Genomic DNA, 24,389 nt, shown 5'->3' on the forward strand with positions numbered 1-24,389 from the left:
ACACCACCGGAGTGATCACTCCAATGTGTCCCCGACCCAAACATAGGCAGGGAATTGGATCGCGCTATTGCGTTGTGGTCAAAGCCGATATTCCAAAATGTGACAATTGCGTGGATGCGGCACGCGCGCGCTTCCATTCGCGCGATAATCGGCTAAAAGGTGACCGCCGCGGCCGAACCATGAGGCGCAGGCGGCGATTTTTCCGGAATCTGGAGAGTTAAGGAATGTTGAGCCGAGCCCTCAGTCTGGCGACGGTGACGCTTCTGATTGGCTGCCTGTCAGCCGTATCAGCGCAAGCGCAAAACCTCGAGGCCGGCAAAAGCCCCTCCCAGATCTTCGCCAACACCTGTACGGCCTGCCACAAGAGCCCGCGGGGTCTCTTGAAGACCGTGCCGGCCGGCTCGCTGCCGGGTTTCCTGCGCCAGCACTACACGACGTCGAGCGACATGGCCGGCGTGCTGGCGTCCTATCTGATTTCGAACGGTGCCAACGATCCGCGCTACCAGGCCAAGGATCAGCCCAAGGGGGCCAAGGGCCGGGACGGCCGCCAGGAGGCAAACCAGTCTCCGGAGCAGCCGGCCGAGCGCCCGTCCCGCCGGCAGCATCAGGGTGCCGCGCCGCAGGAAGGGGCCAAGGAAGGCGTCAGGGAAGCCGCGAAGCCCGACGCCGACGGTTTGAATCCCGAAGCACGTCCCGCCCACCGCGGCCGGCGCATGGCGCGTCCGAGCGAGACGCCTGACGGTGCCAAGCCGGACGACGGCCAGACCCCGCAGGCCGCGGGCGAAGGCAAACCGGCGCGCCAGAAGCACGGCCGCCGCGGCAAGCCGGTCGAGGAGCCGAAGTCCGACGAGGCGCCCAAGAGCGAGGCGGCGGGCGACGAGCCCAAATCCCAGACCGCCGTCAAGCGCGAAGACAAGGGTGAGGCCGAGAAGCCGGCGAAGCCTGCCGGTCAGCCCGACACGGCCAAGGTCGATGCGCCCAAGGGCAATGCAGGCAGCGAGCCGGCTGCCGTGCGATCGGACCCGGTTCCGCAGGTCACGCCCGCGGCTCCCGCCGCTTCCCCGGCGCCCGAGCCGGCCGCTGCCGCATCGCCAGCACCGGTGCCCGCCGCGCCGCCGGTAACCGCGGCCGCGCCGCCTCCGCCGCCCCCGACGACGCCGGGCTCCGGTCCGCCGGAAGCGCCGACCTCGAAGTAATCGCCAACGCCGGGCCGTGAGGTCCGGCGTTATCATTTGACCGCCACTAGAGTAAAACTCTAGAGTAATGGTCTAGTCAGGAAGGGAGCAGGGGTGAGTACGGCACGCGAAGATCTGCTGGCGGCGGGACTGGCGGTGTTCGACCGCGACGGGTTCGAGGGTGCGACGGTGGCCGAGATCCGCTCCCGCGCCCGCGCGTCCAACGGCAGCTTCTTCCATTTCTTCACCTCGAAGAAGCAGCTCGCCGGAACCTTGTTCCTGGAGATCCTGCAGGCCTACCACGCCGCGATCATCACCGCGGTCAACGACACGCACGGCGCCGGCGAGGGCGTTGCGCGGCTGATCCGCGCTCATCTCGATTGGGTCGTGACCAACAGGCGCGAGGCGCGCTTCCTGTTCGAGATTTCGCGCAGCGAGTGGAGCGAGGAGGTGCGCGGCGCGCAGCGCTCCGAGAACTCGCGGCTCACCGATGGCATCGAGCGCTGGCGCGTGCCGCTGCTCGCGCGCGGCGAGTTGCTGCCGATGAGCGCGACACTTTTCTTCAGCCAGATCATCGGGCCGGCGCAGATCTTTTGCCGCGCCTATCTGTCGGGCCGCCATCAGAGCGACCCGCGCGAACAGGTCGAGACGCTGATCGCCTGCGCGATCCGCGCGGTGGTGGCGCCGGGTGCGCCGGAGCGAGCAGGAGGGACGTCATGAACGAGACCGATCCGGACTTTGCGCCGATCGCGACGCGAATTCGCGACAATGTCGGCCGTCAGGGCTTCATGGGACTCGTCGGTGCTGAGGTGGCCGAGCTGTCGCGCGGCGCATGCACGCTCGCGGTCGACCGCCGGCCGGAGCTGCTGCAGCAGCACGGCCTGTTTCACGGCGGGGTGACGGCGTTCCTGGTCGACAACGCCACCACGATTGCGGCGGCGACGTCGCGTGGCCAGCCGGCGCTGACGGCCGAGTACAAGCTGAACCTGCTGTCGCCGGCATCGGGCGATCGCCTGATCTGCCGCGCGCGCGTGATCAAGCCGGGACGCCAGGTCGCCGTCGTCGCCGCCGACGTGTTCTGCGTCATCGACGGCAAGGAGAAGCATACCGCGACGGCGCTCGCGTCGATCGCGATGCTCGACGATCAGGCGGCGGCACGAATCCAAAGCCCGGCCTGATGGGGCCGGGCTTCAGTTGGCGGAGGGATGAAGAGACGCTTACTTCTCTTCTGCAACCGGAGCCGGCGCGGCCTCGTCGTCGTGCTGCGCTTCCGGATCGAAGAATTCGCCGGCGGCGGCGAGCGCTTCGGCGGCAGCGTCCTGGTCTTCCTGACGGGTCGAGATGTCCTCGCCGCGCTTGATCCGGTCGGCCTCTTCGGCGGAACGGGCGACCGTCACGGTGACGCTGGTCTCGACCTCGGGGTGGACGGCGATGGTCACCTTCTGCGCGCCGATCACCTTGATCGGCGAGTCGAGCCAGACCTGCGGACGCGCAACCGTGATGCCATCGGCGGCCAGCGCAACGACGATGTCGCGCACCGTGACCGAGCCGAACAGCTGGCCGGACTCGGAGGCCTGGCGGATGATGATGATGTCGCGGCCGTCGATCTTCTCGGCGACCACGGTGGCTTCGCCCTTGGCCTTGATGTTGTTGGCCTCGAGCTCGGCCTTCATGCCGTCATACTTGGCGCGGTTCGCATCGGTGGCGCGCAGCGCCTTGCCGCGCTTCAGCAAGAAGTTGCGGGCGAACCCGTCCTTGACGCGCACGACTTCGCCCATCTGACCAAGCTTGGCAACGCGTTCCAGCAGAATGACTTCCATTTTTGTTCTCCTTTAGAGGCTAAGTATCGGGTTGAGTGGTGGATTGAATGTCAGGCCGCAGGCAAAGGCGGCGGTCTGGTTTGCAGATAGCGCTGGCGCAGGCCGAACACGGCGTCGGCGATGCCGAGCGCGAAGATTGCGACGATCGGCCAGCCGAACATGACGACGACGGCGTAGATGCCGCCGAGCCAGAAGCCGCGATTGCCGAGCGACAGCGTCAGGGTGTGCAGCACGGCGAAGCCGACCAGCGCATAGGCGATCACGAGCGCCGTGGTGACGATCTGCGCCAGCAGTGCAAGCATGCCGCCGACGAAGCTGGCGGCGACCGCCACCAGCAACGCGACCAGCGTCATGGCGGGGAGCGCGGTGGTGCGGAAATCGGGCCACGGTCGGTTCAACCGCCCCGAGGTTTGCGTGATCTTGCCGGCGAGCCACAGGTTCAGTGTCAGCGTGACCATCGCGAGGATCGTTGCGGCGAGGGGCGCGAGGATCACCAGCGCGTCGACCAATCGTTCGATCTCACCACTGGGCAGCCCTTCGCCGGCGCTCAGCACCTTGAGCAGGCCGCGCCGCAAGGCACCGGTGACCGTATCGGCATCCGAGCCGAGCGTGAGCAGCGCGGCGGTCGTGGTGAGGATGGCGAAGGCTGCGATCCAGAGCAGGAGACGGCCGACGGGATACCATTCGAGCGCAGGCGGCTGCTGCGTGGCGCTGTCACCGGCTGCACCTGCGATCGGCCGTCCGAGCAGCGCGAGGTGGCCGAGCCACCAGCCGGGCAGGGCGACGATCATGGCAAACGCGATGCCGTAGGGAATTCCGAAGAGCGTGCCGAGAACGGAGGCGGCAGCGACGCCGCCGATGGCCGCGGCAAGCGGTCCCCAGGCGAGTGCCGACACCATCAGCGGAAGCGGCGCGAGAAAGTACAGCAGCAACGAGACCAGCGCGCCCGAACTGATCGAGGCGAACATCAGCGCCGACGCGGCGCCGGCGGCAAGTGCAACAATGAGGATCGCGATCATCAGCTGTCCCGCTCCTTTCGAGCGGTTAGAGGCACTCTGTCGAGAACCCCAACCATCGGCGACCGGACGACCCGGAAGCCTTATGAGAATGAGCGGCCGGCGGCGCGTGCCGCCGGCCGGAAACGGTTAGCGAATAACGTAGGGCAGCAGGCCGAGGAAGCGCGCGCGCTTGATGGCGCGGGCGAGCTCACGCTGCTTCTTGGCGGACACGGCCGTGATGCGGCTCGGCACGATCTTGCCGCGCTCGGAGACGTAACGCATCAGCAGCTTGGAATCCTTGTAGTCGATCTTCGGCGCATTCGCGCCCGTGAACGGGCAGGACTTGCGACGACGGAAAAACGGACGGCGGGCACCAGCATCAGCCATGATTCATTACTCCTCGGTCGCAGCTTCTTCTTCGCGCGGACGGCGCGGGCCGCGATCGCCGCGGAAGCCGCCGCCATCGCGATCACCACGGAAGCCGCCTTCGCGGTCGCCGCGGAAGCCACCGCCACGGTCATCGCGCTCGCGGTCACGGTCGGCCTTGCGCATCATCGCAGACGGGCCTTCCTCGTGCTCTTCGACGCGCACGGTGAGATAGCGGATGACGTCTTCGCTGATCCGCTCCTGGCGCTCGATCTCGGTGACGACAGCCGACGGTGCGTCGATGTTCATCAGCACGAAATGCGCCTTGCGGTTCTTGTTCATGCGGTAGGTGAGGGAGCGCACGCCCCAGCTCTCGGTCTTGGTGACCTTGCCGCCGCCCTGTTCGACGATACCCGTCATCTGGGCCGTCAGTTCATCCACCTGCTGGGTGCTCGCATCCTGACGCGCGAGAAAAACATGCTCATAAAGAGGCATGGTTGTCCTTTCCTGTGTTGGCGCGGGTTCCGGCGACAAGCCCTTCGAGACCTTCGGAAAGGACTCGAGCTGCTCAGAAGGCGGGAGCACGGGACGACGGGCCGACTGGCCCTGTCACATCAAAATCAACGGGTGAAATTGCTGAGACCGTCCGTTCAGCTCCCGGCCGGAGCCCACGAATGGGGCGCTTATACGGATTTTGGCCGCGAAGGCAAGGGTCCGCAGAGGGGTCTTGGCCCCCGGATTTGCGACGGGTTCGGCGCAACTTCGCGCTGTTTCGGGTTGATTTCTTTGTTTGTATGTCATACAAATATTTCAGGGAGGATGATCGATGGGTTCGGAGACCGCCAGCGGCATGCCTGCGCCCGATCCGAAGCACGCGGTCCGCGCGACGCGGTCGGCGGGGCGCAAGATGCGCTCGCTGTTGCTCGATGCCGCCAGCCGCCTGTTCAAGGAGCGCGGGCTCTCGGGCACGTCGATCTCCGACATTGCCGCAGCGGCGGACGCCTTTCCGAGTCAGATCACCTATTACTTCCGCACCAAGGAGGCGCTGTTCGTCGAAGCCGCCAGCCGCGACATGCTTTACCTGGCGCGTGCGACCGAGCAGGCCGCCCTGAACGCTCATACGCCACGCGATTACAGCCACGCTTTGGCCGAGACCGTGACCGCGACCGACACGGTCGCCTTCTTCGCCGAAGCCCTGACGCTGACACGGCGCCGGCAGGACCTCGCGCCTTTGGTCGAGCGCACCATCGAGCGTCTGCACAGCGAAGGCGCGCGCGCCTATGCGGACCAAGTCGAACGACACGGCTGGCGCTCGCTGCGGGCGCCCGAGGAGAGTTCGCGGCGCTTCTGGGCGATTGCGATCGGCGTGATCGTCGAAGGTTTTGCGATGGGCCGAGGCGCCGAGGAGATGTGCCGCGAATTGCTGCGCGCGCTCGGCGAGCAGGCGACATCGACGTCGGCCAATGATGGATCGCGGCTGCGCCTGGTCGGCGATCGCGATCATTCACCCTCGACGGACGGGGAGACCAGCTCATGACCGCACTACGCATGCGTGCCCGCGATTTCCTCACCGAGGACGAACTGGTGGCTGTGCGGGAGCGCACGACGTGGAAGGGCGCAGCGCTGATCGTGCATGCCTGGGCGCTGATCCTGGGCGCGATCGCGCTGGTTGCGTGGTGGCCCAATCCACTGACCTATCTGCTGGCGGTTGCGATCATCGGCTCGCGCCAGCTCGGGCTCGCCATCCTGATGCATGACGGTGCGCATGGCTGTCTCTCCGCGAACGAGAAGACCAATCTGACGCTGAGCCAATGGTTCTGCGCCTATCCGATCTTCGCGGAAACCCGCGGCTATCGCCGCTATCATCTGCAGCACCATGCCCGGACGCAGCAGGAGGATGATCCGGATCTGGTGCTGTCCGCGCCGTTTCCGATCACGAAGATGAGCTACCGTCGGAAATTCTTCCGCGATATCACCGGGCAGACCGGCTACCAGCAGCGCAAGGCGCAATTGCTCAATGCGGTCGGGCCGAAAGAGTGGCCGCTATCGCAGCGCGCCGCCAATTTCTGGCAGAAGCTCGGGCCGCAATGCGTCACCAACGCGCTGCTGTTCGCGGGACTCGCCGCCGCGGGCGTGTGGTGGGCCTATCCGCTGTTGTGGCTGGTGCCGCTGCTGACCTGGATGATGGTGATCACGCGGATCCGCAACATCGCCGAACATGCCGTCGTGCCCGATAGCGCCGATCCCTTGCGCAACACCCGCACCACGCGGGCCAATGTCCTCGAGCGGCTGTTCATCGCGCCGTACTACGTGAACCATCACCTCGAGCATCATCTGCTGTTCTACGTGCCCTGCTACAACCTGCCGCGCGTCCACCGCATCCTGAGCGGAAGCCGCTATGCCGACCGGATGGAAGTCCAGCCGGGCTATGCCGCGGTGCTGCGGCTGGCGACCGCCAAGCCCAACCGGGAAGACCGCCCGGGCCAACTGGTCAACAGCGCCCGCCGGGCGCGTGCCGGCGCCGAGGTTAACGCCGACCAGAATGCCGGTGGATTCTAGGCGGAGCCGGCCCCGGCATCCCCAGGGTTCCGCGCGCGCGGCTTGACATCGCGCCCCCCATCAGTGTCTTACGGCCCGGTCCGAGGCCGGTTGCAAGACTTGGTTGCAGGGAATTGGTCCGGACCCGCTGTGGCGCGTTTCGCGCGACGGGATACCGTTTTCCCCTGCGGCAAGTGCGCAGCGCTTGCGCGGGGATCACGCTCAACAAGGTAGGGAGCGCCGATGACGGCAGCATTCACGTTTCCCGGGCAGGGCTCGCAGGCAGTTGGCATGGGCAAGGCCCTGGCCGACGCCTTTCCGGTCGCCAAGGCCGTGTTCGACGAGGTGGATTCCGCGCTGGGCGAGAAGCTGACCGCGATCATCTGGGATGGTCCGGGCGAGACATTGCAGCTGACGGAAAATGCCCAGCCGGCGCTGATGGCGGTCTCGATCGCCACGTTGCGCGTGCTCGAGAGCGAGGCCGGCTTCTCGGTCGGCCGCAACGCGGCCTTCGTTGCCGGGCACTCGCTCGGCGAGTATTCGGCGCTTGCCGCCGCCGGCAGCCTGACCGTCAGCGACACCGCGCGACTGCTGCGCACCCGCGGGCTCGCCATGCAGAAGGCGGTGCCGGTCGGCGCCGGCGCGATGGCCGCGCTGCTCGGCCTCGATTACGAGGCGGCGGTCGCGGTCGCCAATGAGGCGGCGCAGGGCCAGGTCTGCCAGGCAGCCAACGACAACGGCGGCGGCCAGGTGGTGGTCTCCGGCGACAAGGCGGCCGTCGACCGCGCGGTGGAGATTGCGAAAACCAAAGGGGCAAAACGCGCCATGCTGCTGCCGGTGTCGGCGCCGTTCCACTGCAAGCTGATGCAGCCGGCGGCCGATGCGATGGCGCAGGCGCTGTCCGGCGTCACCATCAAGGCGCCCGCGGCGCCGCTGGTCTCCAACGTGCTGGCTTCGGCGATCACTGATCCCGACGAGATCCGCCGCCGCCTGGTCGAGCAGGTCACGGGGACGGTTCGCTGGCGCGAGTCGGTTGCCTATATGGCAGGCCAGGGCGTGACGCGGTTCTTCGAGATCGGCGCCGGCAAGGTGCTGAGCGGCCTCGTCAAGCGCATCGCCGATGGCGCGGTCGGCGTGTCCGTCGGCGGCCCGAACGATATCGCTGCAGCCAAGGACGCGCTGGCAGCTTCGGCCTAATGCAGCCGGAAGGAGAATTCGATGTTTGATCTGACTGGCAAGACGGCGCTCGTGACGGGCGCAACCGGCGGCATCGGCGGCGCGATCGCGCAGGCGCTGCACGCGCAGGGCGCGACGGTCGCGATTTCGGGGACACGGCGCGAGGTGCTGGACGGCTTCGCGGCCAAGCTCGGCGAGCGCGTTCATGTGCTGCCGTGCAATCTCTCGAGCAAGGATGACGTCGAGGCGCTGGTGCCGGCGGCGGAAGCTGCGATGGGGCAGGTCGACATCCTGATTGCCAATGCCGGCATCACCCGCGACAACCTGTTCGTGCAGTTGCGCGACGAGGATTGGGACGACGTGATTGCGGTCAACCTGACCGCGACATTCCGCCTGGCGCGCGCGGCGACCAAATTGATGATGCGCAAGCGCTTCGGCCGCATCATCGCGATCACCTCGATCGTCGGCGTCACCGGGAATCCGGGGCAGGGCAACTACACCGCGTCGAAGGCCGGCATCATCGGCCTGATCAAGACGCTGGGCGCCGAATACGCCAAGCGCGGCGTGACCGCGAACTGCATCGCGCCTGGCTTCATCAAGACGCCAATGACGGATGCGCTCAACGACAAGCAGCGCGAAACCATCCTGGCGAAGGTTCCTGCGGCGCGGCTCGGAACGCCCGAGGATATCGCTGCGGCGGCGGTCTATCTGGCCTCGAACGAGGCCGCCTACGTCACCGGACAGACGATTCACGTCAACGGCGGCATGGCTATGATTTGAGCTGGTTGCTGGCTCTCGCAATGCGGCGAAAAGCCGTTTTCGGGAGCCGGTTCAGGCGTGTAGTCAAGGCTTGGGAAGTATGATAGCTGAACCCCCCATGGATGGGCAAAGAACGCCATTGCAGGATTTTGAAACCCTGTATATTGGCGTGGCGACGCCTGCCGTTCGCCGGGGCTTTAGTCGGCTACGACCGGGCCGAATCAAGACTATGCGCGACTGAGTAATCGAGACGACCACGATGGCTCGTATCGTCTTGGGGTCGGGTCCAATGGAACAACGAGGTTGAACGATGAGTGAGATTGGCGAGCGGGTTAAGAAGATTGTGGTCGAGCACCTTGGTGTCGAACCCGAGAAGGTGGTCGATAGCGCGAGCTTCATCGATGACCTCGGCGCCGACAGCCTCGACACGGTCGAGCTCGTGATGGCTTTCGAAGAAGAATTCGGTTGCGAGATTCCCGACGACGCTGCGGAGACGATTCTGACCGTGGGCGACGCGACCAAGTTTCTTGAGAAGAACGCGAAGAGCTGACGCCGATCGCGAAGTTGACGGGGCCGGACGGACCGTGTTCGAGCGGTCCCCCGGCTTCTTATTATTAGCCGCGCATTGCCGGCCGGAGACGTGGAAATGAGACGAGTTGTCGTCACGGGGCTGGGCATGCTTACACCGCTCGGCTGCGGCGTTGACGCAACTTGGACGCGCATCCTCGCCGGAGAGAGCGGCGGCAAGAAGATCGACACCTTCGAAGTGTCCGACCTGCCGAGCCAGGTCGCCTGCTACATTCCGCGCGGCGACGGCTCCAACGGCACCTTCAATCCCGATCAGTGGATGGAGCCGAAGGACCAGCGCAAGGTCGACGACTTCATCCTCTACGCGATGTGCGCGGCCAGGCAGGCGCTCGACGACGCCAACTGGCATCCGAAGTCCGATGAGGACCAGTTCGCCACCGGCACGATGATCGGCTCCGGCATCGGCGGCCTCACCGGCATTGCCGAGACCGCGGTGCTGCTCAAGGAACGTGGACCGCGCAGGGTCTCTCCCTTCTTCATTCCGGGCCGCCTGATCAATCTGGCGTCCGGCTACGTCTCGATCGAGCACGGCCTGAAGGGCCCCAATCATTCGGTCGTCACGGCGTGCTCGACCGGCGCGCACGCGGTCGGCGATGCAGCGCGGCTGATCGCGCTCGGCGACGCCGACGTGATGCTCGCAGGTGGCGCCGAATCGCCGATCTCCCGCATCGGCATCGCCGGCTTCTGCGCGGCGCGTGCGCTGTCCACCGGCTTCAACGACACACCGGAAAAGGCATCGCGGCCCTACGACAAGGATCGCGACGGCTTCGTGATGGGCGAGGGTGCCGGCGTCCTCGTGCTCGAGGAATACGAGCACGCCAAACAGCGTGGTGCGAATATCTATGCCGAGGTCACCGGCTACGGCCTGTCGGGCGATGCCTTCCACATCACCTCGCCGCCGCCGGACGGCAATGGCGGCTTCCGCAGCATGAGCATGGCGCTGAAGCGCGCCGGCCTCGTCGCATCCGATCTCGACTACATCAATGCGCACGGCACCTCGACGCAGGTCGGCGACGAAATCGAGCTCGGCGCGGTCGAGCGTCTTCTCGGCAATGCGGCTTCGAAGGTTTCGATGTCGTCGACCAAGTCGGCGACCGGACATCTGCTCGGCGCGGCCGGTGCGATCGAGGCGATCTTCGCGGTGCTGGCGATTCGCGATAATGTGGTGCCACCGACCATCAATCTCGACAATCCGTCGGTGCAAACGGCGATCGATCTTGTGCCGCACACGTCGCGCAAGCGTGACGTGAATGTGGCGCTGTCCAATTCCTTCGGTTTCGGTGGCACAAACGCCTCCGTGATCGTGCAGCGCGTGACCAATTAGTAGGTCGTTAGAGCGTTTTCGAGCGAAGTGGGTACCGGTTCGCGTGAAGAAAACGCGTCAAAATAAGAATCTAAAGTCCCGTTCCGATGCGATCGGAACGGGACTTTAGAACTAGTCCACCGTTTTGCCGTATTCCGCGGTGACTCCTAATAGCGGGCGTATGCTATTGGCCGGGCAGGGGTTTGTCCGGCCACGATTCAACCGGCAGGATATTGGTTTGCATCGATGAGTGAGAGGCCGCCCATTTCACCGAGGAGTCCACGTGCCGCGCTGGAGCCCGAACAGGTTCCGCCGCCGCCCAAGCGCTCGGATCGTGCCCGCAATCCCTTCGTGATCGTCGGCAATGCCATCTTCACCATCCTGATCATCCTGATGATCGGCGCCGGCGCCACCTATTACTACGGCAAGCAGACGCTGGAATCGCCGGGGCCGCTGCAGGAAGACAAGATCGTCAACATCCCCGCGCGCGCCGGCAAGCGTGACATCGCCGACGTGCTGTCGCGCGAGGGCGTCATTAACGTCAATCCGTGGGTCTTCATCGGCAGCGTGTTTGCGCTGAAGGCGAGCTCCGATCTCAAGCCCGGCGAATACTCGTTCCAGAAGAACGCCAGCCTGCGCGACGTCATCGCCACCATCGTCGACGGCAAGGTGGTGCAGCACGCCATCACGATCCCGGAAGGTCTGACCTCGGAGCAGATCGTGACGCGGCTCACCGACAACGACATCTTCACCGGCTCGGTGCGCGAGATTCCGCGCGAGGGCACGCTGTTGCCGGAGACCTACAAATTCCCGCGCGGCACCACGCGCGACCAGGTGATCCAGCGCCTGCAGCAGGCGCAGAAGCGCGTGCTGGCCGAGATCTGGGAACGCCGCAACACCGATTCGCCGCTGAAGTCGCCGGACCAGCTGGTGACGCTGGCCTCGATCGTCGAGAAGGAAACCGGCCGCGCCGACGAGCGCAGCCGTGTCGCCGCCGTGTTCGTCAACCGCCTGCGGCAGAGGATGAAGCTGCAGTCCGACCCGACCATCATCTACGGGCTGGTGGGCGGCAAGGGAACGCTGGGGCGTCCGATCAAACGCAGCGAGATCACGCAGCCGTCGCCCTACAACACCTATGTGATCGACGGCTTGCCGCCGGGACCGATCGCCAATCCCGGCCGCGCCTCGCTGGAGGCGACCGCCAATCCGGCGCGCACCCGCGACCTGTTCTTCGTTGCCGACGGAACCGGCGGCCACGCCTTTACCGAAACCTACGACCAGCACGCCAAGAACGTCGCCAAGCTGCGCGCATCGGAAAAGCAGATCCAGAACGACACCGTCGAGCCCGCGGATGATCCGGCGCCGGCCGCCGCGGCGCCGGGCGCGGCCGATACCAATCCCACGGCGGCCACGCCGCCGAAGCCCACCAATCAGAAGAAACCGCCGCGCAGCGGTCGCCAGGGCGCAGCCCAGCAGACCACTTCGCCGCCTGTTGTGCAGCGCTAAAGCGCGATGCGATCATCGCGCTTTAGCTTCTTGTTCGAGCATAGTCTTTCGGAAATCCGCTTCACAGTTTTCCGGACCATGCCGTAGCTCTGCATTTCCCGAAGGTGGACGTAATTCCACTTTCACGGAATCCGTTTTAAGGTTGCACCGGCTGCCCGCGAGTCTCGTCGTCTCCGGGTCAGTCCCATATCCTTCTGTTGGAGAGTTCACGCGATGGCGCTATCGAGCATGACTGGCTTTGCCCGAAGCCATGGCGCGAGCGGTCCCTATACGTTCGAGTGGGAGCTGAAGTCGGTCAACGCCAAGGGCTTTGATCTGCGCTTGCGGCTGCCGCCGGGCTGGGACGAGCTGGAAGCCCTCGCCAAGAAGCGGGCCGGCGAGTTGCTGTCGCGCGGCACGGTCTACGCCAATCTCAGCGTCAAGCGCACCGATGCGGCGCAGACCATCCGGATCAATGAGGACGTGCTGGCCGCGGTCGTGAAGGTCGCAGGTGAGCTCGCGCAGCGGATCGACGCGGTGGCGCCGAGCATCGACGGATTGCTCGGCATCAAGGGCGTCATCGAGGTGGTCGAGCCTGACAGCAATGAGGACGAGGACAAGGCGGCGCGCGAGGCGGCGGCGAAGGCGTTCGAGCAAGCGCTGGGCAGCCTCGTCGAGATGCGCCGCCGCGAGGGCGATGCGCTGGGCCAGATCCTGATGCAGCGCATGGACGAGATCGAGCGACTCGCCAAGCGCGCCGAGACGGCTCCCGGCCGCAAGCCCGAGGCGATCAAGGCGCGGCTTGCCGAGCAGATCGCGGCACTGCTGGAGACCTCCGATCGCTTCGATGCCGACCGGCTGAGCCAGGAGGCGATCCTGATCGCCACCAAGGCCGATATCCGCGAGGAGCTCGACCGCATCGCCTCGCACATCGCCCAGGCGCGCGAGATGATCGGCAAGGGCGGCCCGGTCGGGCGCCGGCTCGACTTCCTCGCCCAGGAGTTCAATCGTGAGGTCAACACCTGCTGCTCGAAGTCGAACGACGTCGAGCTGACCAATACCGGGCTCGAAATGAAGAACGTGGTCGAGCAATTCCGCGAACAGGTCCAGAATCTGGAGTGAACGATGACGGCGCAGGGTTTTGATGGCGTTGAGCGGCGCGGACTGATGTTCGTCCTGTCGTCGCCCTCGGGCGCCGGCAAGACGACGCTGTCGCGCATGCTGATCGACCGCATGCCGGGGTTGAAAATGTCGGTGTCGGCGACCACGCGGCCGAAGCGGCCGGGCGAGGTCGAGGGGTGCGACTACTTCTTTGTCGACAAGACGAAGTTCGAGGCGATGGCCAAGCAAGGCGAACTGCTGGAATGGGCCACCGTGTTCGACAACCGCTACGGCACGCCGCGCGCGCCGGTCGAGGCGGCGCTGGCGGCCGGCGAGGACGTGCTGTTCGACATCGATTGGCAGGGTACCCAGCAGTTGCGCGAGAAGGCGCGCGCCGACGTCGTCAGCGTCTTCATCCTGCCGCCGTCGGCGGCCGATCTCGAGAAGCGGCTGCACACCCGTGCGCAGGATTCCGAAGAGGTCATCCGCGGGCGGATGAACCGCGCCACCCATGAGCTGAGCCACTGGGCGGAATACGACTATATCGTCGTCAACCAGAACGTCGACGACGCCTTTGCCGAGGTGCAGTCGATCCTGAAAGCCGAGCGGCTCAAGCGAGAGCGCCGCACCGGCCTTACCGAGTTCGTGCGCGGCCTGCAGCGTCAGCTCGAGAAGTAGCTTGCCGATGCGATCCGGGGATCGCATCATGTCTCATCTGCTTTCTTGAGCGCTCTCTAAAGCGCGATGAGATCAGGTTGAATCGTCATCGCGCTTTAGCTCCTTGTTTGAGCATGATCTTTTCGGAAAACCGCTTCGCACTTTTCCGGATCATGCTTTAGTTCGCCGCGCTGCGCGCCAGCCGCTGCAGCATCGCGGCGATCTGCTTGTTGTCCTGCTCGGTTTGATCCGCCTCGCGCGGCGTCTCGCGGCGAGCAGCCGGCGTCTCGGCGCGGCGCGGAACCGGTGTCTCCGACCGGCGCGGCGCAGCCTCCGACAGACGCAGCGGACGGTCGCGGCCGACCACGGCCATCGGCGGCGCCGGCTCGGTGTGGAGTGAATCCCAGGGCGCACGCCATTCATCGCTGATCTCATAGGGCGGCGTGCGGGTGCGGGTCAGCCCGAACACCAGCGCGCTGACCAGGCCGGCCAGCGCCAGCGCGCCGACCATCACGATCAGCAGCATCTGCGTCGAGGAGGACGACTTCTCGGCGGACGCCTCGGCCGTCACGGGGGCGGCTGATACTGGCGCGGCTGCCTGTTGTGGCATCGGATCGGCCTGCGCGACCACGGTCGGCTGGTCTGCTGCGTGCCGGGTTCCGTTGGTCCCGGCCATGCTCGATGCATCGAGCCATCTGGCATTCACCTCCGATGACTGGCCGTTCGCGCCGCTGGGCGCGGCGGACGCCGTCGGGGCGGTCGTTGCCGCGGTCCCGGCCTGACCGGCATCTGCGCTCGGTACCGGCGCGGCCGCCGCCTGCTGCGGCGAGGGCCATTCGGCGTGCGCATCGGCGACGGACTTGCGCATGGCCGGCTGCGGCGCCGGCTGGCTCCGTGGCGGCGTTGCATCGGCGGTCGCGGTGTCCGGCGCGGCGGCCGCTGGCTGCTGCTGCGTCGCCGCGGTCCTGGCGACGGTCTTGGTCTTGGCGTCACCGAGATACCAGCACTGCTTCTTGGTGCTGCGGTCGAGGTGATAGAACCAGTGGCTCCCCGCAGGCGCAGTTCCCTTCGGCGCGGACTGACAGCTATCCGCGGTCTTCGCATTCGCCGTAGTGGTACTCGCCGTGCCGGCGGCGGTCTGGGCCATGGCTGTGAAGTTGGCAGCGGCCAACATGCTGACGGCAAGCGCCGCAGCGAATTTCGCTGAACGATTTGACATACGCGTCCCCGGTATTCTTTTTTACGCAAACGCTGGTGCAGCCAATCTCGGTAAAGAGTTGGGTCGCAATACGCCGCAAATCCGGAACGGGTAGGGCTTAATTGAGGCTCGTGGCGGACCGCAATTGCGGCGGGCCGGTGGTCAGAACGCGTGCTGGCTTGGTCAGGGAGTGGACTACCGCTTTGACGCAGTCCAGTGGCCCTTGCATCCGTCAGATCGCACGAATGAGCCGGAACCGCTGCGGCCCGAGAAACGGCCCGAACTGGTCCAGCTCAAGCCGCCGGCGGACCCGCTGCCCGTCGTGGATCCGTTGGGGCTGACTTGCCCGGAGCTCAGCTCTCCCGAAATGCTGCCGGCGGAGATCACCAGTCGTTCGGTGCTGGAGCCGCAGGGCGAGCCCTCTGCGACAACCACCCACGCACCATCGAAATTGCCGCTGCCGCCACCGCCCTCGCTGCCGGTCTTCCGCGTGGCGCGGCGCGGCGCCTCCGAGCTCTTGCGTCGCGCCGGCGTTGACGGCGCGACGGCGCGCGGCGCTGTGCGGCTGCCGGACAGCGACTTCTCGTCATTGCCGATGCTACCGCCGCTGCTACCGGACTGCGCGAGCGCGGCCGTTGAACCCGCGAGGCAGAGCAGGGCAGAGAACAGGATCGTTCGGGCGTTCGGTTGAAACATCGTTTGCATGGTCGGGCGTGTCCAAATTCTTGGTTTGCAAATTCAGGGTCCGAGCGTCGCTATTGTTTTGTGGCGGTCCAGGTCCCGCTGCAGCCGTCGGAGCGGCGGAACGTTCCCGAGCCACTGCGGCCGGACAGACGGCCCGAACCGATCGAGGTCACGCCGTTCGAGCGCAACACGGACCGCGCCGCGCCACTCGGGCTGACGGATCCGGTGAGGCCCTCGCCGATGATCCTGCCGCTCGTGACCACGACCGCGCCGGAGGCGGTGCCACCGCAGCCCACCGAGGTAACCACCCAGGCCCCGTCGGTGCTGCCACCGCCGCCACCACCGCCGCTCCTGCGCGCGGTGTGGCGAGGCTCCTCCGATTCCGGCTTGCCGCGCCGGGCCGGCCGATCGGATTCGACGGAGCGCGGCGCGGCGCGCGAGCCGGACAGTGATTTCTCGTCATTGCCGATGCTGCCGCCGCTGCTGCCGGACTGCGCAAATGCAGCCGTCGAGCCGGATACGAAAAGGAGCAGGGCGGAAAACACGACGGGGCCTGGCGTTGAGCGAAATACGCTTTTCATTTTCGGCTCTATCCAATGTGACCAATTCAGTGCCCGGAGCCGTCGGCGCAGACGGCATCGATAATGCGACAGGATTTCCCGGCCTTGCCGCATTCGTCAAGCGCGGCGGTCTTGGCGCGATCGAGCGTGTCGCGCTGGATCAGCGACCAGGACTTGGCTGATATCGCGAACGCGCCGCAGCGCGAGCCGTAGAAGGAAAGCTCGAGGGTGCATTTGGCGCCGCCACATTTGGTGCGCGCGTCGTCGACCGCGGCACGCCGTGACGCATGCTTCCAGGAGATGCCCCATTTATCGATGTCCGGGCCGTAGACGATGGACCCCCAGGGTTGCAGGTCCTCCATCTTGCGCAGCCGCGTCAGGAGGCCCTCGGTCGCTTCGCCGGTCGGCGTCATCGCGACCTTCTCCTGGAATTTGCTGATCGCCGCACGCATGCCGTTCCTGCTGTCGAGCGGCTCGGGATCGAAATTGTGCTCATAGAGCCGATCGCTCAATTCGCGCAGCAGCGCGACGTCCTTGATCGGGATGCGATCGGGATCGGGCCGCAACGTGCCGGGCAGTTGCGGCTCGGGCTGCGGCGCGACCGCAACCTTTTGCTCGGCCACCGGGGGCACGAAATAGAACGTTCCGTCGATCGGCGACGACGAGACCCAGGGCTGTTGCGAGCCGCCGGTCTCGCGCTTCACCGCAAGTCCGACCTGGTTGAAGGTCTGGAAGATGTCGAGGCCGGCGAGCCTGATCGTGGCGGCCAGTGCCTTGGTGTAGGGGCTGTGGCCGCCGGTGCCGTCCTGCGCGACGTTGCCGGGCTGCGTGGCGTAGGAGATCAGAGTGCCCTCCGGGGCGCGCATTTGCGCCAGGCCGCCGTCTGCGGCGCGCAACCCGCGTCCACCGAACGGGTTGTTCCGGCAGGCATCGAGGATCACCATGTTGAGCCGTGTGCCGGAGCCTTGCATCTGCCTCAGCACCAGATTGACGTCGAGCATCTGGAAATCGACGTCGGCCTCGCGGGTGGCGTTGGCGCTGACCGGGACCAGGTAATTCGCGCCGGAGACCTGGACGCCATGGCCCGCATAGTAGAACAGCGCGACGTCAGCGCCCTGCACCTGCCGGCCGAAGCTCTGGACGGCGATGTCCATCGCCGGCTTGTCGAGATCGAGCTGGGCGCGGCCGCCGACCAGGGTGAAGCCGAGGCCTGCCAGCGTCTCGGCCATCAGGGCGGCATCGTTGCGGGGATTGTCGAGCCGCGTCACGTTCTGGTAGGCGGAATTTCCGATCACCAGCGCGACGCGCTTTTCGGTGGCGGCCTGCGCCGCGCCGACGAGTGCTTGCCATAGCAGCGCCAGCAGCGCCGCAGCCGCCAGGCTCCTGCCTTGCACTGCTCCGTGCATGCCCCGTACCCTCTCAGCCTCGCCGGAAGATTACCAGCGCGCGCGGCAGGACAAAAGCAGCACTCAGGCCCGCAAGGCGCGACCAAATGGGCTCATTAGGGGGATGCCCCGCCGGCGGTTGCGCGGCCGGCGGGACGTCTTCGTCAGTTCTTCAGCACGATGCGTCCGACGACCTTGCCGGCGCGCAGCTCTTCAATCCATTTCTGGACGTCGGCCATCGGCTCTTCCTTCATCGGCGTCGGCTTGATCTTGCCGGCCCGGGCGAGCGCCATCAGCTCCTGGCCCTCGGCCAGCGTGCCCACCATGAAGCCTTCGATGGTCATGCGCTTGTAGACCCATTGCACCATTGGCAGCGTGAACTGGCCGCCCATCAGGCCGGACACCACGATCTTGCCGCCGCGTGCGACCGTCGACACCGCGAACGCCATCGACTTCTCGTTGCCGGCAAAGTCGACCACGCCGTCGAAGCCGCCGTCGCTCTCCTTGAGCATGCGCTTGACGACATCGGGCTCCGCGGGATCGTAGGCCGCCGCCGCGCCATTCTTCAGGGCGGTCTCGCGCGCAGCCGGGCTGAGATCGGCAACCGCGATCGGCTGCTTGAACATCGCCTGCGCGAACGACAGGCCCATCATGCCGACACCGCCGAGGCCGATCAGCAGCAGGTTGCGCTGCCGCGGACGATCGACCAGGCGCTTCAGCGCGCCGTAAGCCGTGACGCCGGAGCACATCAGCGTGGCGGCCTGATTGACCGGCAGCGGATCGTAATCGAGCAGGTATTTCGCGTCGGGCACCAGCACGTGGGTGGCGAAGCCGCCGTCGATCGAGACACCGAGGAAGCGCTGCTTGGCGCAGAGATTCTCGTCGCCGGCGAGACAGTCACGGCACTGGCCGCACCCGATCCAGGGAAACACCGCCTTCTTCGTTCCGACCAGATCCTTCGGCGCATCGGGACCGACCTCGTCGACGACGCCCGCGATCTCGTGGCCGAGCGTGAAGGGCAGCGTCATGCCGCGGGTGGTGTCGAGCTTCTTGCCGCCGCCGAGATCGGCGTAACCGTCCTGAATGTGGAGATCGGAATGGCAGAGGCCACAGCGCTCGATGCGCACCAGCACTTCGCGTCCCTGCGGCTTGGGCGTGTCGACGATGGTTTCGCACAGCGGTGCATCGAATTTGACGAGGGATTGGCGAACCATACGCGCCATTACGTTTTCTCCTGATGTTCTATTTTGTGGACCGTATATCGGCCAATTCCCTGGCCATGGCAACAAAGCCCGTGACCGGAATGGTTTCGGCGCGCCGCGTCGTGTCAATATCGGCTGCGGCAGCAAGCCGCGCCGGATCGACCGACAGCGACTTCAGGCTCTGGCGCAGCATCTTGCGGCGCTGGCCGAAGGCGGCGGCCGCCACCTGCTCGAGCATGCGGCGGTCGCACGGCTCCGGCGCGGGGCGCGGTATCAATCGTACCACCGAGGATGTCACCTTCGGCTGCGGCACGAAGGCTGCGGGCGAAATGTCGAACAGGATCTTGGTCTCGGCGCGCCAGTTGGCGAGCACTGCGAGCCTGCCATAGGCTTCCTCGTCCTCATGGGCGACGATGCGCTCGGCGACCTCGCGCTGGAACATCAACACCATGGTGTCGTACCAGGGCGGCCACGGCTCGATCGACAGCCAGTCGACCAGGAGCTGGGTTGCGATGTTGTAGGGCAGGTTGGCGACGATCTTGGCCTTGCCGCCATCGAGCAGGGGACGCGGATCGAAGTGCTGCGCGTCGCCATGCACGATCTCGATGCGGCCGGGATAGCGCTTGACGATGTAGTCGAGCGCATCGATCGCGCGCTCGTCGCGCTCGATGGCGATGACGCGCTTGGCGCCCATCGCAAGCAGCGCGCGCGTCAGTCCGCCGGGGCCGGGTCCGACCTCGATCACGGTGGCCTCTTCCAGCGGGCCCGCGGCACGGGCAATGCGCGCGGTGAGATTGAGATCGAGCAGAAAGTTCTGGCCGAGCGATTTGCGCGCCGACAGCGAATGCTCGCGAATGATGTCGCGCAGCGGTGGCAGATCGTCGATCGCGCTCACTTAGCTTGATGCCGCGGCCATGCGCGCGGCGAGCCGGAGTGCGGCGATCAGGCTCGACGGATTGGCCTTGCCGGTGCCTGCGATATCGAAGGCGGTGCCGTGATCGGGTGATGTCCGGATGAAGGGCAGGCCCAGCGTGACGTTGACGGCGTCCTCGAACGCGACGGTCTTGATCGGGATCAGCGCCTGGTCGTGATACATGCAGAGCGCGCAGTCATAGGTTTTGCGCGCGGCTGCGTGGAACATGGTGTCGGCCGGCTGCGGACCGCGGGCGGCAATGCCGTCGCGGCGCAGGATCTCGACCGCGGGCGCGACGATCTCGATGTCTTCCATGCCGAGCGTGCCGTCTTCGCCGGCATGCGGATTGAGGCCGGCGATCGCAAGCCGCGGCGAGGCGAGGCCAAACCGCGCCTTCATGTCGGCGACCACGATTCGCGCGGTCGAGACGATCAGGTCGGTCGACAATTGCGCCAGCGCTTCGCGGACCGACACATGGATCGTCACCGGGACGACGGCGAGCGACGGCGACCACAACATCATCACCGGTTGCGGCGCGGGCCCGCCGCAGGCGGCAAGCTCGGCGAGGAATTCGGTGTGGCCGGGATGGCGGAAACCGGCGCGGTACAGCACGTTCTTGGCGATCGGATTGGTGACGACGGCGGCAGCCTTGCCCGAGGCGACATCGGCGACGGCCTGACGGATCGACGCCAGCGCGGCATCCGCGCTCGTTCCGTCCGGCTTGCCTGGTTGCGCCGTCGCCGGCTTGCCGGTCGCGACGACGGGCAGGGCCCGTGCAAATGCCGCAGATGCCTCCTCGGCGCTGACCTCGGCAAACTCGACGGCGAGCCCGAGCGTCCTGGCGCGCTCGGCCAGGGCCCCGCGGTCACCGAGCAGATAGAACGGCGGAAGGTCGAGGTCGCGCCGGCGCAGCCACGCGGCGAGCGTGATGTCGGGGCCGATGCCTGCGGGCTCGCCGCATGTCAGTGCGAGAGGTTGAGCCATGCGTCAACGATAGTCGATCATCGTCCGCCTGGATATTCGATCATCGCAGCTTTCCGGACTTCCTGCAGGTAGGCTTTCGACTTCGCCTCGTACTTCTGCACGTACATCTTGTCCCGCATCTCACGCTTCTTCGGCGTGTCCACGGTGGTTGCCTTCCGACCGCAGAGAGCGACCATTTCGACGCCCTGCTTGGTGAGTTCGGGAGGGGTGAGGTGGCCGACCGGGGTCTTGTCCAGGATGTCGCGCAGCGACTGCGGCAGGTCCGCCGACGTCTTGACGACGATCTCGCGGATCGCGGCGTTGCGCATCGACTTGAAAAAGGTGTTGGCTTCCTCGCAGGAGGTCACGCGCTCGCGCAGGGTGTCGGCCTCCTTGCGGCGGTTCTCGAACTCGGATTGCGGAGAGCCGCGCGGCACGATCAGAACGACCGGCTGCATCCGGTATTCGAACGCTTCGGCGTCGGGCGCGTCGCCGGTCTCCTTGACCGCAGTGGCGACGTCCTTTTCGCCGACCTGCAGGCTTTCCTTGAAGCGGCCGCGGACCAAGCTGGTCCAGACCATGTCGGCCCTGATGCGTTGCTTGAGCGTATCGGGGCGGATGCCCTTGCTCTCGAGGACCTTGGTCAGCTGGTCGTTGTTCAGCCGCATCCGTTGCGCCATGCCGCCATAGGATTGCTCGATATCGTTGGCGGTGGGATCGACGCCGAATTTCTTGGCTTCCTTGATCTTCAGCTTCTCGTCGATCAGGTCGTCGAGGATGGCCTTTCGATCGGGATTCTTGCCGCCGGTCAGGCCGTTCAGCTTGGCGCGCTGCTCGATGTCGAAATTGGTGATGGGTTCGCCATTGACCATCACGGCGATGGTCTGGGCATGCAGTCGCGCAGCGCCCCCAAACAGGAGGAAAAGAGCCAGCAGGGAACTCAACACCAGCGAATGGCAGCGCGTTGGGAGGCTAGCGGTCGTCATTGTGGTCATGTCAGCCGTTTAAACCAGTTCAAGCCGGGGCCACAGGCCCACGGGCAATACAAGCCCCCAATTCAAGCCCCTAATACAACCGCCTTGGCAGGCCCCTCGCTCGCTACTGCATGCCAGCCGAACTGCTGGTCGTGGAGGTCTGGGCGATGGTCCGCAGCCCGATCTGGAACATGAATGCGTGGCTGAGGACGGGCGGCTGCGAGCCGGCCTGATAGGTATAGGACGTGATGTAGTTGGCAGCCAGCACGAAGCAGTCGTCCACATAGCCCGCGCCGACGGCATACTGGTTGATCTTGTTCGCTTCAAGGTCCCAGCGCGCCGCGCCCTGAACCACCCAGTTCGACGCAACCTTGACCGATCCGCTGGTGAGGATGCCCTCGCGGCGCGTCAGGTAGCCGAGTTCCGGCTGCGCTGCATAATCGCCGTAGGTCACGGCAACCGACCAGCGGTCGAAATTCGCGCTCGCCGTGGCCTCGAAGCGGTTGATGTTCCAGGTCGCTTCATCCATCCGCGAGCGGACGCTGAAGGTGTAGGTACGGTTGGGCGAATAGGCGAGGCTCGCGACATAGTCCGAGCGCGGGTTCTGCAGGCCGGAATCGATGCCGGTGTTGGTGACGTCGGCGACCGCGAACGAGTTCATCCCGAACATCTGGTAGGACTGTCCGAACATCCCCTTGATGCTGCCGCCGCGGTCGAACTGCGTGGTGGCCTGCACGCCGACATTGGCGCGGCTGCCGCCTTCGACGCGGTCGTAGCCGGAGAACTTGTCGACCGCGAACAGGTTGCTGGTGTCGAACACCAGGCTCTGCGCGTCCTCGTTCGGAAGCTTGCCGGCATTGGGTTCGTTGGGCCGGATGATGACCTGCGCAATCGGCTCGACGGTGGTCGTGCCCCACGGCTGCACGTTGATGAAGGGGTAGCGGTATTCGAGGCCGACGGTCGGCATGAAGCGGACCGTCTGGGTATCGCCGACCGGCAGGAAGTTGGAAACGCCCGGCTGATTCGAGATGTCGGCGTTGATCGCATCGGCGCGGACACTGGCGAACGGCGTCCAGATCTGGCCGAGCGGGTCGGTGTAGGACTTGCGCCACTGCGCCTCGGCCGTCAGCCTTGTGTAGGTGCCTGGCATGCCGCGCAGCAGGCACTGCGACGGCAACCGCGCCATCGGATCGGCGGAGGCGGTCGTGCACAGGCTGTTGGTGTTGGCGGTCGTCGTGATCGGATCGAACACCGCGGTTTCGCGGGTCAGGTTGACGAAGTTCATCTTGTAGCTGAACTCGCCGCCCAGGACGTTGTTGTTGATCACGTTGTTGTAGTCGATCACGGGCGCGACCACCGGGACCTGGTTCTGGTTGCCCGAGTAGCTGAGGTAGTAGATCGCGCGCGCGTCAAAGAAGCTGCGATTGCCGACACCGGTCAGATAGAGCTGCGAGATCGCTTCGGTCGGCAGCGACAGGAACGAACCGAATGGATCCTTGTACTGGGCGAGCCGGTAGTCGGACATGAAGAAGTAGTCGGACAGCACGACGCCGTCCCAGCCCCAGACCCATTTGTCGTTCAGCGCGAACTGGCCCTTGGTGTCGACGCCCCAGCGGAACTGGCGGTCACCAGGCTGGCCCTTGAAGGCGTCCTGATCGATCTGGTCGATGCCGTAAAGCCGGATCTGATAGGAGCCGTCCGCGAAGCGCTGGCGGAATTCGGTCTGCAGCAGCACACCCTGCTTCGAGGTGATGCGCGGACTGAAAGTCGCGTCCATGTCGGGCGCGATCGCCCAATAATACGGGATTTCGACGCCGTAGCCGAACGCCGTGTAGCTGGTGAAGCCCGGCATCAGGAAGCCGCTCTTGCGCTTCACGGTCGGATCGGGCGTCGAGAAGTAGGGCAGATACGCCATCGGAACGCCGAAGAATTCGAGCTGGGCGTTCTCGAAATACAGCATCTTCTCGGTCTGATTATGGATGATGCGCGCGCCCTTGACCTGCCAGAGCGGCGGCTTCTTCGGATCATCCTTACAGGGCGCGCAGGCGGTATAAACGCCGTTGTCGAACACCGTGTAATTGCCGCTGGACCGATCGGCGCGGGTCGCCGCCATGCGGGTCTGGTCTTCGGTGTCGACGCGCAGCGAATCGACGAACCCGTCGCGGTAGTCGTCGCTGAGATCCAGGATGTTGGCGTAGGTGATCTTGCCTTCCGCATCGGTCATGCGGATGTTGCCTTCGGCATGAAGACGCTTGGTCTTCTGGTCGTAGATGACCTTGTCGGCCTCGACGCTGGTGCCGTTGTAGAACATCTGGACGTTGCCGACGGCCGAGATGCGGCTGTTGTTGTAGTCGTAATCGACCTCGGTCGCCTGAACGAGCATCTGCCCGTCATTCTTGGCCGGCGGGCGGACCGGCTTCGGCGGACGTGGATTGTAGGTGAATGCCTGCGCTGCAGCCGGCGTCGACGCGACGACGTCGAGCGCGCTGACCACGACGAACGCGGCAAGAAGAGCAGAAATCGAAACGCCAAACGCGGCCATGC

25 protein-coding genes are annotated in these 24,389 nt (G+C 65.7%); 12 read left to right on the plus strand and 13 right to left on the minus strand.

Going from position 1 to position 24,389, the window contains the following annotated elements:
• Positions 1-224 precede the first annotated feature (224 nt).
• The 3 genes from AAFG13_RS02260 to AAFG13_RS02270 all read left to right on the plus strand — a co-directional run bounded on the left by AAFG13_RS02260 (position 225) and on the right by AAFG13_RS02270 (position 2,353).
• Positions 225-1,196 (plus strand): hypothetical protein, encoded by a 972-nt coding sequence (locus tag AAFG13_RS02260; protein WP_342711002.1) that lies wholly within the window; start codon positions 225-227, stop codon positions 1,194-1,196.
• Between the two features lie 93 nt (positions 1,197-1,289).
• The gene (locus AAFG13_RS02265) at positions 1,290-1,895 is read left to right on the plus strand and encodes a TetR/AcrR family transcriptional regulator (RefSeq protein ID WP_212317746.1); all 606 of its coding nucleotides are present in this window, start codon (positions 1,290-1,292) and stop codon (positions 1,893-1,895) included.
• Entirely contained in the window at positions 1,892-2,353 is a 462-nt protein-coding gene (locus tag AAFG13_RS02270; protein WP_342711003.1) for a PaaI family thioesterase, read from the plus strand. The genes AAFG13_RS02265 and AAFG13_RS02270 overlap by 4 nt, the downstream gene beginning before the upstream one ends.
• Before the next feature lie 39 nt (positions 2,354-2,392).
• Here the strand turns inward: AAFG13_RS02270 and rplI are convergent, their stop codons facing one another.
• From rplI to rpsF, 4 genes are all read right to left on the minus strand, one after another.
• Positions 2,393-2,995: a 50S ribosomal protein L9 gene (gene rplI / locus AAFG13_RS02275; protein ID WP_342711004.1), complete on the minus strand. Its 603-nt coding sequence runs from the start codon at positions 2,993-2,995 to the stop codon at positions 2,393-2,395.
• A 50-nt stretch (positions 2,996-3,045) separates the two neighbouring features.
• Positions 3,046-4,014, minus strand: coding sequence for a DUF2232 domain-containing protein (locus AAFG13_RS02280; protein ID WP_212317742.1), 969 nt, complete (start codon positions 4,012-4,014; stop codon positions 3,046-3,048).
• A gap of 126 nt (positions 4,015-4,140) precedes the next feature.
• Complete coding sequence (rpsR, locus tag AAFG13_RS02285) at positions 4,141-4,380, minus strand: 30S ribosomal protein S18 (protein WP_016844287.1); 240 nt, start codon at positions 4,378-4,380, stop codon at positions 4,141-4,143.
• A gap of 6 nt (positions 4,381-4,386) precedes the next feature.
• The gene (gene rpsF / locus AAFG13_RS02290; RefSeq protein ID WP_092113431.1) at positions 4,387-4,854 is read right to left on the minus strand and encodes a 30S ribosomal protein S6; all 468 of its coding nucleotides are present in this window, start codon (positions 4,852-4,854) and stop codon (positions 4,387-4,389) included.
• Positions 4,855-5,185: 331 nt separating this feature from the next.
• Between rpsF and AAFG13_RS02295 the strand changes: the two genes are divergently transcribed.
• From AAFG13_RS02295 to gmk, 9 genes are all read left to right on the plus strand, one after another.
• Positions 5,186-5,896: a TetR/AcrR family transcriptional regulator C-terminal domain-containing protein gene (locus AAFG13_RS02295; protein ID WP_342711005.1), complete on the plus strand. Its 711-nt coding sequence runs from the start codon at positions 5,186-5,188 to the stop codon at positions 5,894-5,896.
• Positions 5,893-6,918 (plus strand): fatty acid desaturase family protein, encoded by a 1,026-nt coding sequence (locus tag AAFG13_RS02300; protein ID WP_342711006.1) that lies wholly within the window; start codon positions 5,893-5,895, stop codon positions 6,916-6,918. The genes AAFG13_RS02295 and AAFG13_RS02300 overlap by 4 nt, the downstream gene beginning before the upstream one ends.
• A 222-nt stretch (positions 6,919-7,140) precedes the next feature.
• Entirely contained in the window at positions 7,141-8,094 is a 954-nt protein-coding gene (fabD, locus tag AAFG13_RS02305; protein WP_342711007.1) for an ACP S-malonyltransferase, read from the plus strand.
• Between the two features lie 21 nt (positions 8,095-8,115).
• Complete coding sequence (fabG, locus tag AAFG13_RS02310) at positions 8,116-8,853, plus strand: 3-oxoacyl-[acyl-carrier-protein] reductase (protein ID WP_024581467.1); 738 nt, start codon at positions 8,116-8,118, stop codon at positions 8,851-8,853.
• A gap of 289 nt (positions 8,854-9,142) precedes the next feature.
• Positions 9,143-9,382: an acyl carrier protein gene (locus tag AAFG13_RS02315; RefSeq protein WP_002716125.1), complete on the plus strand. Its 240-nt coding sequence runs from the start codon at positions 9,143-9,145 to the stop codon at positions 9,380-9,382.
• 96 nt (positions 9,383-9,478) lie between these two features.
• On the plus strand, positions 9,479-10,744 hold the full coding sequence (fabF, locus tag AAFG13_RS02320; protein WP_342711008.1) for a beta-ketoacyl-ACP synthase II: 1,266 nt from the start codon (positions 9,479-9,481) through the stop codon (positions 10,742-10,744).
• Positions 10,745-10,969: 225 nt separating this feature from the next.
• Positions 10,970-12,229 (plus strand): endolytic transglycosylase MltG, encoded by a 1,260-nt coding sequence (gene mltG, locus AAFG13_RS02325; RefSeq protein WP_207838903.1) that lies wholly within the window; start codon positions 10,970-10,972, stop codon positions 12,227-12,229.
• Between the two features lie 213 nt (positions 12,230-12,442).
• The gene (locus tag AAFG13_RS02330; protein WP_092113443.1) at positions 12,443-13,330 is read left to right on the plus strand and encodes a YicC/YloC family endoribonuclease; all 888 of its coding nucleotides are present in this window, start codon (positions 12,443-12,445) and stop codon (positions 13,328-13,330) included.
• A 3-nt stretch (positions 13,331-13,333) separates the two neighbouring features.
• Positions 13,334-13,987, plus strand: a complete 654-nt coding sequence (gmk, locus tag AAFG13_RS02335; protein WP_342711009.1) for a guanylate kinase — start codon at positions 13,334-13,336, stop codon at positions 13,985-13,987.
• Between the two features lie 157 nt (positions 13,988-14,144).
• On the opposite strand, the gene AAFG13_RS02340 is transcribed toward gmk, so the two are convergent.
• The 9 genes from AAFG13_RS02340 to AAFG13_RS02380 form a co-directional block, all read right to left on the minus strand.
• Positions 14,145-15,185, minus strand: coding sequence for a hypothetical protein (locus tag AAFG13_RS02340; RefSeq protein WP_212317733.1), 1,041 nt, complete (start codon positions 15,183-15,185; stop codon positions 14,145-14,147).
• 174 nt (positions 15,186-15,359) lie between these two features.
• Complete coding sequence (locus AAFG13_RS02345) at positions 15,360-15,869, minus strand: hypothetical protein (RefSeq protein ID WP_342711010.1); 510 nt, start codon at positions 15,867-15,869, stop codon at positions 15,360-15,362.
• Between the two features lie 50 nt (positions 15,870-15,919).
• Entirely contained in the window at positions 15,920-16,429 is a 510-nt protein-coding gene (locus AAFG13_RS02350; protein WP_212317731.1) for a hypothetical protein, read from the minus strand.
• 26 nt (positions 16,430-16,455) lie between these two features.
• Positions 16,456-17,814, minus strand: a complete 1,359-nt coding sequence (locus AAFG13_RS02355; protein WP_342711011.1) for a caspase family protein — start codon at positions 17,812-17,814, stop codon at positions 16,456-16,458.
• A gap of 143 nt (positions 17,815-17,957) precedes the next feature.
• Positions 17,958-19,016 (minus strand): alcohol dehydrogenase, encoded by a 1,059-nt coding sequence (locus AAFG13_RS02360; RefSeq protein ID WP_342711012.1) that lies wholly within the window; start codon positions 19,014-19,016, stop codon positions 17,958-17,960.
• 19 nt (positions 19,017-19,035) lie between these two features.
• On the minus strand, positions 19,036-19,890 hold the full coding sequence (gene rsmA / locus AAFG13_RS02365; RefSeq protein WP_212317727.1) for a 16S rRNA (adenine(1518)-N(6)/adenine(1519)-N(6))-dimethyltransferase RsmA: 855 nt from the start codon (positions 19,888-19,890) through the stop codon (positions 19,036-19,038).
• Positions 19,891-20,892 (minus strand): 4-hydroxythreonine-4-phosphate dehydrogenase PdxA, encoded by a 1,002-nt coding sequence (pdxA, locus tag AAFG13_RS02370; protein ID WP_342711013.1) that lies wholly within the window; start codon positions 20,890-20,892, stop codon positions 19,891-19,893.
• Between the two features lie 17 nt (positions 20,893-20,909).
• On the minus strand, positions 20,910-21,857 hold the full coding sequence (locus AAFG13_RS02375) for a SurA N-terminal domain-containing protein (protein ID WP_212317723.1): 948 nt from the start codon (positions 21,855-21,857) through the stop codon (positions 20,910-20,912).
• A 112-nt stretch (positions 21,858-21,969) separates the two neighbouring features.
• Entirely contained in the window at positions 21,970-24,387 is a 2,418-nt protein-coding gene (locus tag AAFG13_RS02380) for an LPS-assembly protein LptD (protein WP_342711014.1), read from the minus strand.
• Positions 24,388-24,389 lie beyond the last annotated feature (2 nt).

This window comes from Bradyrhizobium sp. B124 (assembly GCF_038967635.1).
GTDB lineage: Bacteria > Pseudomonadota > Alphaproteobacteria > Rhizobiales > Xanthobacteraceae > Bradyrhizobium.